At 41.9% G+C, this 12,747-nt stretch carries 12 protein-coding genes; 7 read left to right on the forward strand and 5 right to left on the reverse strand.

All coding sequences use genetic code 11. The annotated features are described in order from the left end of the window. The first annotated feature begins 77 nt into the window (after nucleotides 1–77). The gene (locus Xvie_RS09455; RefSeq protein WP_086109079.1) at nucleotides 78–893 is read left to right on the forward strand and encodes a pyridoxal phosphatase; all 816 of its coding nucleotides are present in this window, start codon (nucleotides 78–80) and stop codon (nucleotides 891–893) included. A gap of 638 nt (nucleotides 894–1,531) precedes the next feature. Beyond that, complete coding sequence (locus Xvie_RS09460; RefSeq protein WP_086109080.1) at nucleotides 1,532–2,125, forward strand: NUDIX domain-containing protein; 594 nt, start codon at nucleotides 1,532–1,534, stop codon at nucleotides 2,123–2,125. A gap of 182 nt (nucleotides 2,126–2,307) precedes the next feature. Here Xvie_RS09460 and modC read toward each other — a convergent pair whose 3' ends face one another. The 3 genes from modC to modA are packed head-to-tail and all read right to left on the reverse strand — an operon-like array spanning nucleotide 2,308 to nucleotide 4,846. Beyond that, on the reverse strand, nucleotides 2,308–3,372 hold the full coding sequence (modC, locus tag Xvie_RS09465; RefSeq protein ID WP_167376258.1) for a molybdenum ABC transporter ATP-binding protein ModC: 1,065 nt from the start codon (nucleotides 3,370–3,372) through the stop codon (nucleotides 2,308–2,310). Beyond that, complete coding sequence (gene modB / locus Xvie_RS09470) at nucleotides 3,366–4,058, reverse strand: molybdate ABC transporter permease subunit (protein WP_086109082.1); 693 nt, start codon at nucleotides 4,056–4,058, stop codon at nucleotides 3,366–3,368. Before modB ends, modC begins: the two co-directional genes overlap by 7 nt. A gap of 17 nt (nucleotides 4,059–4,075) precedes the next feature. Beyond that, nucleotides 4,076–4,846 carry a molybdate ABC transporter substrate-binding protein gene (gene modA / locus Xvie_RS09475; RefSeq protein WP_086109083.1) on the reverse strand — a complete coding sequence of 257 codons (771 nt, stop codon included), beginning with the start codon at nucleotides 4,844–4,846 and terminating at the stop codon, nucleotides 4,076–4,078. Nucleotides 4,847–5,270: 424 nt separating this feature from the next. On the opposite strand from modA, the gene Xvie_RS09480 reads away from it, so the two are divergent. Beyond that, nucleotides 5,271–6,476: an MFS transporter gene (locus Xvie_RS09480; protein WP_086109084.1), complete on the forward strand. Its 1,206-nt coding sequence runs from the start codon at nucleotides 5,271–5,273 to the stop codon at nucleotides 6,474–6,476. Nucleotides 6,477–6,613: 137 nt separating this feature from the next. On the opposite strand, the gene Xvie_RS09485 is transcribed toward Xvie_RS09480, so the two are convergent. Then, the gene (locus tag Xvie_RS09485; RefSeq protein WP_086109085.1) at nucleotides 6,614–6,754 is read right to left on the reverse strand and encodes an AcrZ family multidrug efflux pump-associated protein; all 141 of its coding nucleotides are present in this window, start codon (nucleotides 6,752–6,754) and stop codon (nucleotides 6,614–6,616) included. A gap of 176 nt (nucleotides 6,755–6,930) precedes the next feature. Between Xvie_RS09485 and modE the strand changes: the two genes are divergently transcribed. The 4 genes from modE (at nucleotide 6,931) to gpmA (ending at nucleotide 11,503) form a co-directional block, all read left to right on the forward strand. Next, entirely contained in the window at nucleotides 6,931–7,722 is a 792-nt protein-coding gene (gene modE, locus Xvie_RS09490) for a molybdenum-dependent transcriptional regulator (protein ID WP_086109086.1), read from the forward strand. A 240-nt stretch (nucleotides 7,723–7,962) separates the two neighbouring features. Then, nucleotides 7,963–9,447 carry a molybdate ABC transporter ATP-binding protein ModF gene (gene modF, locus Xvie_RS09495; protein ID WP_086109087.1) on the forward strand — a complete coding sequence of 495 codons (1,485 nt, stop codon included), beginning with the start codon at nucleotides 7,963–7,965 and terminating at the stop codon, nucleotides 9,445–9,447. A gap of 211 nt (nucleotides 9,448–9,658) precedes the next feature. After that, nucleotides 9,659–10,516 carry a CPBP family intramembrane glutamic endopeptidase gene (locus tag Xvie_RS09500; RefSeq protein WP_086109088.1) on the forward strand — a complete coding sequence of 286 codons (858 nt, stop codon included), beginning with the start codon at nucleotides 9,659–9,661 and terminating at the stop codon, nucleotides 10,514–10,516. A 234-nt stretch (nucleotides 10,517–10,750) separates the two neighbouring features. Beyond that, nucleotides 10,751–11,503 carry a 2,3-diphosphoglycerate-dependent phosphoglycerate mutase gene (gpmA, locus tag Xvie_RS09505; protein WP_086109089.1) on the forward strand — a complete coding sequence of 251 codons (753 nt, stop codon included), beginning with the start codon at nucleotides 10,751–10,753 and terminating at the stop codon, nucleotides 11,501–11,503. Between the two features lie 76 nt (nucleotides 11,504–11,579). Here the strand turns inward: gpmA and aroG are convergent, their stop codons facing one another. Beyond that, the gene (gene aroG, locus Xvie_RS09510) at nucleotides 11,580–12,632 is read right to left on the reverse strand and encodes a 3-deoxy-7-phosphoheptulonate synthase AroG (protein WP_086109090.1); all 1,053 of its coding nucleotides are present in this window, start codon (nucleotides 12,630–12,632) and stop codon (nucleotides 11,580–11,582) included. Between the last annotated feature and the right edge of the window lie 115 nt (nucleotides 12,633–12,747).

A 12,747-nucleotide genomic window follows, 5' to 3' on the forward strand; every position in this document is an offset into this window, starting at 1 on the left:
GCCTATATAACCGTTTAACTATGTTCAACTGCTGTATATTGTTTTGTTTATACCATAGACAACCCAGAGGCCAACTCATGTCATATCGCGTTATTGCGCTGGATCTAGATGGAACACTACTCGATCCACAAAAACGTATTTTGCCAGAATCACTGGCAGCCCTAAATGAAGCCCGTCAATCCGGTATCAAAGTTCTGATTGTAACTGGACGCCATCATGTCGCCATCCATCCTTTCTATCAAGCGCTGCAACTTGATACTCCTGCCATTTGTTGCAATGGAACTTATTCATATGATTATCATGAAAAGAAAATCTTGGCTTCTAATCCACTCTCCATCCAAGAAGCCTCTCAAGCACTTTCCTATCTACAAGATACGGAAATTCAGCATCTGATGTATGTTGATGATGCCATTTTATATCAATTTCCTCACACTGTAGCCCGAACCCTTGCATGGTCCGATTCCCTGCCTGAGCACCAACGCCCTAATATTCAGCAAACAGGAAACTTTCGAGATGCAATCCATAATGTGAATTTCATCTGGAAATTCGCCACCAGCTCACCCAATTTAGTAAAACTACGTGAGATTAGTGAACAAATTGAGGAAAATGTTGGCCTTGAGTATGAATGGTCATGGTTTGATCAGATAGATATAGCCAAAAAAGGTAATAGCAAAGGCATGCGGTTACAGCAATGGGTGGAATCTCAAGGTATGAGCATGAAAGATGTGATTGCGTTTGGTGATAATTATAATGATCTCAGTATGCTGGAAAGTGCTGGACTGGGAGTCGCTATGGGAAATGGCGTTGATGCTGTCAAAGAGCGGGCAGATATTGTCACACGGGATAATACCCAACCCGGCATAGCTGAAGTCCTTCGAAAATACGTTCTGTAATTATTGTCATTTTCAGACATAAGAAGTGCGGCATATAGAGTCACGATACAAGCAGTGATTCAAGGTGCTTTTTTAAGAAGTTAACAATCAGCTAAAATTGCTGATGGAATACAGTTCTAAATTAATTAAAAAATCACTTCCTAAAAGCATACAATGCGACAGGAAGTGATTTATATAAGGATTCTTTTTTCCACTCATAAAAAGTAGGCCTGCTTATACTGAGGTGGCAATATTAGAACAGTTGCACTGATTACCCAAATATCACTGGTAGCCTAGCGACCCATTCTACTGAATGGGCATTATACCTTCCAGAATGACGTTCAATTTATCGACCTCGGCGGTGCTGGTAATGAATTGACTGTTCATCTGCGTAAACATGCTGATATAGTGTGGTACTGGACAACATTTTCGTGCACAAGCCATATCCAAAGGATTTCAATTAGCATTCACAGAAAGCCTTGTCCACTTAATTAAAGTACCAGTGTAATTGGATTACATGGCAACTGATTGTATCGATTGACGGTTTACTGAGAGTTGGAAAAACCACTCTCGGCTTAAGACCTAGCAAAAAGTATAATATCGAACATTTGCCAGAATTCTGTCTGCCCAAATTAGCTCGTATTTAGTCAAGAATTTCTATGCTATTAGTGGCGCGGTTTTTTGTGGGCGTCAAAGGCTATGGAAAAAATGGAATAGATGTGCGATCCGTGCAAGACACAAAGACACTTTTTATCGGAATATTATTCGTGAATCAAAATAATACTGCCACTATTCGTATTTCAGCAAAAGCCATCATTATTCACAAAGACCAGATTCTACTCGTCAGATATAAATCGGATTCAGATGAATGGTATACCCTTCCAGGTGGGGGACAACTGTTTGGAGAAACATTGACTCAAACATTGATTAGGGAGTGTCTTGAAGAGACGACATACAAGATTGAACCTGTACGGCTGGTATTTGTCAGAGAATATATAGGAAGCAATCATGAATTCGCCGAATTTGATAAAGACGTCCATCAAATCGAATTGATGTTTCTTGCCTCGCTTGCCGATAAGAATCCCGATATTCATAACCTAAATATCAATGCGGATAGGGATCAAATAGGTGCTCAATGGATCAGTTTGGAAGATGTTATAAACCTGCCATTATTTCCTGCGGTTCTACGCCCCTTGGTTGTAGAAAAGCGTTTTTCCTCCGGTTCTCCTATCTATTTAGGGGATGTGAATTAAGACTGAACGATGAAAATGTGCCGTCGTCTTCTGAGATGACAATGATCTTTGGCTATTAGTGGAAGAGTGCGTAAAGTGGCAGTGAATCAGTCATGAAATGGCTCACTGCTGCACTCCCACTCCCTATATACATAAATATCTATGTGTATCATTTCCTACGTATATAGTTCCCTACTACATACTCATAAGTGACGATTTAAAGAAATACTCTTTATTTGTGCATACAGCCATTGCCCTACCCGCAGATTAAGCTCTTCCCGCGCCCAAGGTGTAATTCTCGCCCATAAGCTATGTTCACTCAGTGCCAATTTAACATCAACCTGACCATGCTCTTCAAAAACCTCAATGACTTTTACTTGCAAAGTGTTACGGATGCTACTGGCTTTTGGTGGCTCCAAAACTAAGGAAACATCTGATGCATCAATGCGGATACGCAAATCAGTTCCCGGAGAGGCATTAGTTTGTGGTAGCCAAAGAATTTTGTCAGCTACCGCTACTGCGGTCATTTGATAACGCTGATGGTGTTCCATGACAAATACTTTCAGTATGCTGCCAAGACTCTCTTTCTGCAGCCACGGACGTAGTGCACTGCTCGACCAAACGTCTTCCAAAGTCCCTGTCGCCCTGATTTTTCCTTTGTCCATGACGATAACATTATCTGCCAAGCGTAAAATTTCATCCAAACTGTGACTTACATACAGAATCGGGATTTTGACATCTTCAGACAGTTTTTCTAGATAGGGTAATAACTCACGTTTACGTGGTAAATCTAATGATGCCAATGGTTCATCCATCAGCAAGATCTCAGGGGCTGTCAGTAATGCACGACCAATCGCTACCCGCTGTTTTTCTCCACCAGATAATGTGATGGGAAAACGTGACAGTAAATGTTCAATCCCCAACAAACCAATAATGGTGTCAAACTGCGGTTTCATTTCTGGCACCATACCGTATTGTAGGTTTCCCTTCACACGATAATGCGGGAAAAGGCGTGCATCCTGAAAAACATAACCAATTCGGCGCTTTTCTGGTGGTAGAAAGATATTGTGTTCTGTATCCACTAAGGTGGACCCGTTTAAAACAATGCGGCCCTTTTGTGGATGACTCAATCCCGCAATAACGTTGATCAATGAGGTTTTTCCTGCCCCCGAAAGTCCAAATATGGCGGTAATGCTTTCTGTTGGCAATGTAGTATCAACCTGCATGTGCAGCTCACCCAAACGCTGCTCAAAATCCAGTTCTAACATGCTGCCCCCAAACGTTTTCTCCCCCAACGTGTCAGCCATTCGGAAAGCATCAATGAAATCAGCGCCAATGCAATTGCAATTACGCACAGACGGGCTGCGGCTGTTTCCGCACCTGGTGTTTCTATCAAGGTGTACATGGCAAGGGGAATAGTGCGGGTCTCCCCCGGAATATTCGAAACAAAAGTAATGGTTGCTCCAAATTCCCCCAACGATCGGGCGAATGCCAATACCGCACCAACAATGATGCCGGGTAATGATAGCGGCAGGGTAATGGTGAAAAAGACTTTAAGCGAACTCGCTCCCAATGTATGAGCAGCCTGTTCCAAACGCCGATCTATGCTCTCCAGCGATAACCGAATGGCTCTGACCATCAGCGGAAAAGCCACGACAGCCGAAGCTAACGCCGCTCCTGTCCAATCAAATGCAAAACTGACACCAAACCAGCCATAAAGGAATTCACCAATTACTCCACGACGCCCCATGCTGATGAGCAACAGATATCCCACTACCACCGGTGGTAATACCAGTGGCAAATGGATAATGCTGTCAAGCAGGGATTTCCCAAAAAACTGGCAACGAGCCAGCATCCATGCCATTAATATCCCGAATGGCAAACTGAATAACACAGCAATCCCTGAGATTTTTAAGCTCAGTAAAATTGCCTGCCATTCATATTCACTTAACATCTCCAAAAGATCAGTTCCTACAGAGGACTAAAACCGTAGCGTTTAAAAATTGCAGCGGCTTCAGGGGTTTTAAGATAATCATAAAAATCATGAACAGCCTGTTTTTCATGGCCTTTGATTATTGCAATCGGATATTCCACCGGTTTATGGCTTTCCGGTGGGAAAACACCCACAACTTTCACCTTATTGCTGGCAACGGCATCAGAACCATAAACAATGCCCAACGGGGCTTCAGCACGTTCCACCAGCGCCATGCCACTACGTACGTTGTTAGTACGCGCCATAAGCGGACTGACTGTCTCCCATGCATTCAAATATTGCAGCGATTCTTTGGCATAAATACCAACTGGTACATGATCAGGATCGCCAACAGCTAAGCGCTCTCCCGCTAGTAAAGATTTCCATTTTGTTTCTCGGTTGATGTCAATTTTGTCTAATTTGCTCCCTTTGGGAGCTATCAGTACAAGCTGGTTACCCAATAAGGTATGACGGGTATTCTCAACAATTAATTGTTTATCAGTGACGTAATTCATCCACTGCTGATCGGCAGAAATAAAAATATCCGCAGGTGCTCCCTGCTCTATCTGACGAGCCAGTGTCGAAGATGAAGCGTAAGAAGCAACAATATCTCCCTGTTTTTCTTTTTTGTACTGTGCCGCAATATCATCAAGTGCATTAGTTAATGAAGCAGCCGCAAAAACCGTCACTTTATCTGTTGCCCAGACGTTTCCAACAAGCGCACAAGAGACCACAGCCCCTGTCAGAAACTGATAAACTTTCTTTTTCATTTTACATTCACCTAAGATAATCAATATGGTGCGTTGTATATAGCAAGATACAACGTTAAATGAAAATGCTATTCTAAGATTAATCGGCAAGTTGTGAGCCAGTTTTAGCTTTTATATTAATTCAATGTAAAGGTTGCAATGCAAAACATAAAAAAATTCAATCGCAACCATCAGTAATTAAGTAGATAAAACTTATTAATGTGATATTGATATAAAAAGGTGCTGTATAAAGACTTTATATATAGTGCCATGTGCTGCTATATCATATGGTAATAAGTGCCGCAGCAATGTACATTAATTCACTGAAAATTGTGTTACTTAATTTCTGATGTGTATTGGCTCTCTGAAAACAGTACTCAGTCTTTTTTGCATACATCATAAGGACTAACAATTGTCACATACAACTCCCTCACAAAAGACACTAATGCAAAAAGGCATCACTAAACATCGACTACTGACAATTGCTGGCTTGGGATGGATGTTTGATGCACTGGATATCGGACTTCTATCATTTTTACTCGCTGCACTAAAACAAGACTGGGGGCTGAGCGCACAACAGCTGGGATGGATAGGCAGTATTAACTCGATCGGCATGGCAGTTGGCGCTTTTTTCTTTGGTGTGATGGCTGACAAAACAGGGCGAAAATCGGCTTTTATCGTCACATTGCTGCTGTTTAGCATTGGTAGTGGGTTAACAGCGTTAGTTTCTACACTCACAGCATTACTTGTACTGCGTTTTATCATAGGCATGGGACTGGGCGGTGAACTACCAGTGGCATCAACATTGGTGTCTGAAAGCGTGGAATCCCATGAGCGCGGACGCATGGTTGTGGTACTGGAGAGCTTTTGGGCCTTTGGCTGGCTGGCAGCAGCATTGATTGCCTATTTTATTATTCCCAATTATGGATGGCGCGTTGCAATGCTGTTAAGCGCGTTACCCGCGTTTTACGCTATCTACCTGCGTATACATCTACCTGATTCGCCTCGCTATACACAAATGTCTACCCAGAAAGTACGTCCCTCAATTGTGAATAACATACAAGCGGTATGGTCAGTGGACTACCGTAGGGCGACTATTATGCTGTGGGTTCTATGGTTCTGCGTGGTGTTTTCCTACTATGGCATATTTCTGTGGTTGCCAAGCGTGATAATACTTAAAGGGTTTAGTCTGGTAAAAAGTTTCCAATATGTGTTAATCATGACTCTGGCTCAACTTCCTGGCTATTTTACAGCTGCCTGGCTAATTGAGCGCTGCGGACGCAAATTCGTTCTGACAAGCTATCTGATAGGAACGGCTGTCTCGGCCTATTTCTTCGGCGCGGCTGACAGTGTTACTCAGCTTCTGATTTTTGGCATTTTGCTGTCATTTTTCAACCTTGGTGCCTGGGGTGCAATTTATGCTTACACTCCTGAGCAATATCCGACAGCAATCCGGGCAACTGGTGCAGGCATGGCTGCGGCGATTGGACGAATCGGTGGTATTCTTGGCCCACTGATGGTTGGTTATTTGGTGGCGATAAATGCCTCAGTTTCGCTGATCTTCGCCCTGTTCTGTGCTTCAATTCTGGTAGCGGTAGTGACAGTGATTTGGTTGGGGAAAGAGACGCGTCAAATGGATCTAATACCGTAGAGGAAAAAGGTAGGTGTTCTTGCCGGGATAATATAATGAAAAAAACAAACCCTGTTGTTTCGAACAGGGTTTATCAGTGATCTGAATCCAGGATATACGGGCCTATGGAGAAGAAACCAGATAGAGTGAGGCCAAAACTATCGTTCAATACCTTTCGTTTCACTTTTAGAAATAATATTAAACAATCCCCCAAGCCCGTAAATCAACGCCAAAATAGCAGCCATCACTACGGGAACCATAATCAGCGCAAATCCCATACTTTTAAGCAATTCAAACATGCTAACCTCATATCCTGAGTGACTAACAAATTAACAGTATCGTACCTGAGCCAGATATGACACAGACATTAATCTAGCTATTCTAGACAATAAAAAAGTAACAGTAACCGACGAAACGTGCGATTCTTATGATTCTGTTATAAAAACTTTCAAATATTTGCCCGAAATGAATCACTATGCAAGCCCAAATATTATTAACACTGAAATTGCAACAACGTCTGTTCGCTGATCCCCGGCGAATTGAGTTGCTTAAACAGATTAAAATTACTGGTTCTATCAGCCAAGGAGCAAAGCAGGCTGGGATCAGCTACAAGAGTGCTTGGGATGCCATCAATGAAATGAATCAGCTCGCAGATGAGGTATTGGTAGAACGCGCCACAGGAGGAAAAGGCGGTGGTGGAGCCCAACTTACGCATTATGGTGAACGCCTGTTGCAGCTTTATGATCTACTGGAAAAAATTCAACAAAAAGCGTTTGATGCCCTGAAAGAAGGCTCTCAGCCACTGGATAGCCTGTTCACTGCTATATCTCGCTTTTCGTTACAAACCAGCGCCCGGAATCAATTTTTTGGTACGATCATTGAACGTAACCACGAAAATATTCAACAAAATGTGCGTGTTTTATTGGCCGATGGTAAAACATCAATCTCTGCGGCTTTAACGGAACAAAGTGCAAATCGGCTGAATTTAATTGAAGGGAAAGAAGTGCTGGTGTTAATTAAAGCTCCGTGGATAACCTTAACTAAAGATCGTGTCCCTGCGGCTTCATTCGATAATGTCCTATCCAGCCAAATTAACCACATTGAAGCAGGGGCAGAATTCAGTGAAATTATTCTGACACTTGATGGCGGTGAATCCCTTTGCGTAACGTTATCTAATCAAGAAGTATCGCGTTTACAGCTCCAGTCTCACGATTCTGTCACTGCTCTTTTCAATGCTGATAAAGTGATTATTGCCACTCTGTGCTAAATTCCCATGCTAGCTGTGCTCCCCCTGTAAGCCTATCTGTCAGGGGGATCTCTGTTTCTCTTTCACTTCCCCCACATTCTTTCTATGCTTTGCAATATGATGCCCCGTTAAGACTATTTTCAATCGATTTCAAAAATTATTACCCCTCAATGAATAACAGACAGCTACACATTGACATTGAACATTATTCCGCTTATTTCTGGTGATTCTTTAGTTGATGTTGCTTAAAAAGGAAGAAGAATGTCTGAATTGCAAATAACGCAAGGTAGTTTCCGTTTAAGTGACACCCGTACCCTACGGCTACCGTCACTGAAAATTATTTCTGGGGAAAGTTGGGCCTTTGTTGGTGCCAATGGCAGTGGAAAATCTTCGTTGGCTCGTGCTCTGTCAGATGAACTAATTCAACTGGCAGGTGAACGTCATTGCTCGTTTCATACACCAATGCGTTTATCTTTTGAACAATTGCAAAAGCTGATTGATGAAGAATGGCTACGCAACAATACAGACTTACTCAGTGAAGGAGAAGAGGATACTGGACGTACGGCCGCAGCTATCATTCAACTTCACCATAAAGATAATGAATTGTGCCTTGAATTAAGCGAATATTTTGGTATTAAGGATTTGCTCTCGCGACGATTCAAATATCTTTCAACGGGTGAAGTTCGTAAGGTTCTGCTGTGTCAGGCATTAATGGCAAATCCTGACCTGCTTATTCTTGATGAACCTTTTGATGGACTAGATGCTTATGCGCGAAATCAACTTATCCAGTTATTAAATTCTCTGGCTGCAAAAGGCATTACTTTAGCTCTGGTTTTAACCCGCTTCCATGAAATTCCTGATTTTGTCGAACAAGTCGGTGTACTGGCAGATTGCCATCTAACGTTGACCGGGAAAAAAGAACACATTTTGGCAGAATCTCTCGTGGCACAATTGGTACACAGTGAGGATCTAAAAAATATTCACCTTCCCGAAACAGATGAATATCGGACTGAAGAGCAACTTCCAACGGATCAACCATTAGTGTCAATGCGTAATGTTGTTGTTCAATATAATGACCAACCCATTTTGCACAACTTGAACTGGCAAGTGAATCCTAATGAACACTGGCAAATCATTGGTGAGAATGGTGCAGGAAAATCAACTCTCCTTAGTCTGATTACAGGCGATCACCCCCAAGGTTATAGTAATGAGTTAATATTATTTGGCCGCCAACGGGGAAGTGGGGAAACAATCTGGGATATTAAACGGCATATTGGTTATATCAGTAACAGTGTTCATCTCGATTACCGAGTCAGTACCAGTGTCCGAAATGTCATTCTTTCAGGCTTTTTCGATTCAATAGGGCTTTATCAAGCTGTTTCTGATCGACAGCAACAATTAGCTGATCAATGGCTGGAATTATTGGGATTATCTGGTTCAACAGCAATTAGTCCCTTTCATAGTTTATCATGGGGACAACAACGACTTGTTTTGATTGCACGTGCTCTAGTAAAACACCCCGCGTTATTGATTCTGGATGAGCCTTTGCAGGGGCTTGATCCCTTAAACCGCCAGTTAGTTCTGCGCTTCATTGATATCATGATTTCTAATGGTGATACGCAGCTTCTGTTTGTTTCCCATCATCAAGAAGATGCACCAAAGTGCATTACTCATCGTCTGCGATTTGTTCCTGATGGTGAGATTTATCGGTATGAAACCGAAAGCATTTTTCTAGAGCTGTTGTAAGCCTCTTCCCCAATCCAGCATGTTACTGTGACCCCTCTCTTAATAGAGAGGGTTCCAGTGTTATCGATCAATCCAATCATTCTTTCTAAAATCAAGTGATATTTTTTTGATATTCTTTATTATTATTTTTGAATTCTTTAACCATTACTATAAAATCACCGCCTATTTTTAGACTATTTCATTGGTTTTTTCAAAGATAATAGGGAATTATATGGCTTGGGCATTACTTGCCGCTTCATTGGCTCTTTTAGATAGTCGCCAGAAAATTGCTTTTTTCATCGCACTCTTCGCTATCATTGCTGGGATCAGCACTAACATACTTACCTACCCTGCTATAATCACGCTGACAGTGATGACTCTATTAGGTGTGGTACACGTTTATTGTAAAAAAAATAGTGATTGTAAAAAAAACAGCAAAAAATATTTCGCCTTCAAAATCATTATCGAGTTGCTATTGCTCGTCGGTGGTATTTTGCTGTTTATGCATTACATCCCAGGATTTCATAATCTTAAATATCTGGATAAAGTACAGGTTGGCCCGCTAAGCGCACCTTTTTCAATGTATTTCAATTTTGACAAAGCGCTGCTGCCATTCATCCTAATATTCTGTATGCCTACTTTGTTCACCCGAAAGCCTGTGGTTGAAGCACCTCCTCATGGCTGGGCATTGTTGATTGCAGCCATTCCGGCATTATTAGGGCTTGCAACAGCATTGGGCGGATTATCCGTTGAACTTCATTTACCTAATTGGTTTCCTGCTTTTGTCATCGCGAATATCTTCTTTGTCTCTTTAGCTGAAGAAGCACTGTTTCGTGGCTATATACAGCAGAAGTTAAGTCAATGGATGAATCCTTACTTAGCCCTTGTTATCACCTCACTGATTTTTGGTGGCGCCCATTTTGCTGGTGGCAGTTTGCTGATGATTTTCGCTACACTGGCAGGATTAATTTATGGCCTGACATGGATGTGGAGTGGTCGTTTATGGGTGGCTGTTGCTTTCCATTTTTCACTCAACCTGATGCACCTACTGTTTCTCACCTATCCAATAAAATTGGTAGTCATGCACTAAACTGAATCCCACTTGATCTGAATTGTCGCCTTCCATCACCAGGATACAGTTCAGATCAAACGCTGCCTTCTATCTCCTTCCCCCAATTAAATATACATCGATGCAATTGTCACCAAACATGATTTAAAACAGAAGATACGAGACTATTGTTTGCCGTTTTGGTCTATCGCGCCATATAATGCCCGCAGCGATTTTTTCATTTCGTATTAAAAAGTACTGATAGGAGTTTAAGCTATGGCTGTAACTAAACTGGTTCTTGTAAGGCACGGAGAAAGCGAGTGGAACAAAGAGAACCGTTTTACTGGCTGGACTGACGTTGAATTGTCCGATAAAGGCCGCTCTGAAGCACAACAAGCTGGTCAACTGCTGAAAGAACAAGGCTTCACTTTTGATTTCGCCTACACTTCCGTTTTAAAACGTGCCATTCACACTTTGTGGAACATTCTGGATCAGGTTGATCAGCAATGGCTTCCAGTTGAAAAAAGCTGGAAACTGAATGAACGTCACTACGGCGCATTGCAAGGTCTGGACAAATCAGAAACCGCAGCTAAATATGGTGATGATCAAGTCAAATTGTGGCGTCGTGGTTTCGCGATTACTCCTCCTGATTTGACTAAAGATGATGAACGTTACCCAGGTCACGATCCTCGTTACGCAAATCTGAAACCAGAAGAACTCCCAGTAACTGAAAGCCTTGCAACAACTATTGAGCGTGTTATTCCTTATTGGGAAGAAGTAATCAAACCACGCGTAGAAAAAGGTGAAAAAATCATCATTGCTGCTCACGGTAACTCTCTGCGTGCATTGGTGAAATATCTGGATAATATGAGCGAAGAAGCCATTCTTGAGCTGAATATTCCAACTGCTGTACCACTGGTTTATGAGTTTGATGAGAATATGAAACCCATCAAACACTATTACCTAGGCAACGCTGATGAAATCGCGGCAAAAGCAGCGGCAGTTGCAAATCAAGGTAAAGCGAAGTAATCCTCAAGGATCACGCAGAAAGAATGTAAAAAAGCCGGACTGATTTCCGGCTTTTGCATAACATTTTTACAACAAATTAGCTTCTGCGGTTCTTGATAGCCTGAGACAACTGACGCAGCAATATTTCTGTATCTTCCCAACCAATACAAGCATCTGTCACACTCTGACCATAAACCAAAGGCTCACCACTCTCCAAACTTTGATTCCCTTCAACTAAGTGGCTTTCAACCATAACACCAATGATTGTATTTTCGCCGTCTGCAATCTGACCACAGACATCTACACATACATTCATTTGTCTTTTGAACTGCTTCGCACTATTTGCATGACTGAAATCAATCATCACGCGAGGAGCCAAACCAGCTTTCCCCAGCTCTTCTTTAACCGCACTGACATGACTGGCGCTATAATTAGGCTCTTTGCCACCACGCAGAATAATATGGCAATCGTGGTTACCTGTCGTATTAACAATCGCAGAATGACCCCATTTCGTGACAGACAAAAAACAGTGTGATGAGCTGGCAGAATTGATAGCATCAATAGCGACTTTAATTGTTCCATCCGTGCCATTTTTGAAACCAACCGGACAAGACAGCCCTGATGCCAATTCACGGTGAACCTGAGATTCTGTTGTACGTGCTCCTATCGCGCCCCAGCTCATGAGATCTGCCAAATATTGAGGGGTAATCATATCAAGGAACTCACCTGCCGCAGGTAGCCCCATATTATTAATATCAAGCAATAGATTACGGGCAGTACGTAATCCATCATTGATATCAAAACTGCAATCCATGTTTGGATCGTTAATCAGTCCTTTCCAGCCTATGGTTGTGCGAGGTTTTTCAAAATAAACCCGCATAACGATTTCCAAATCAGCTTTCAATTCTTCACGTAATTTGTTCAAGCGCTCTGCATATTCTAATGCCGCTTGTGGATCATGAATTGAACATGGACCAATCACTACCAATAGACGATCATCTCCACCAATTAAAATATTATGGATAGATTTACGTGCCTTACGAACAGTAATAGCACTATCTTCTGTCGCAGGAAATTTTTCGAGTAATGCAACTGGTGGCAGTAATTCCGTTATTTTTCTTATTCTTATATCGTCATTCTGGTAATTCATTATCCTTTCACCTAATGTGTTTACAGTTATTTGAAATAATTTTGTGATCTCAATCTAACTGTTAGGCGTTGTGCTGTAAATAATCTTTATGAGTAAAAATGGGATACTTTTTTTA

This window comes from Xenorhabdus vietnamensis (assembly GCF_002127535.1).
GTDB classification, from domain to species: Bacteria; Pseudomonadota; Gammaproteobacteria; order Enterobacterales; family Enterobacteriaceae; genus Xenorhabdus; species Xenorhabdus vietnamensis.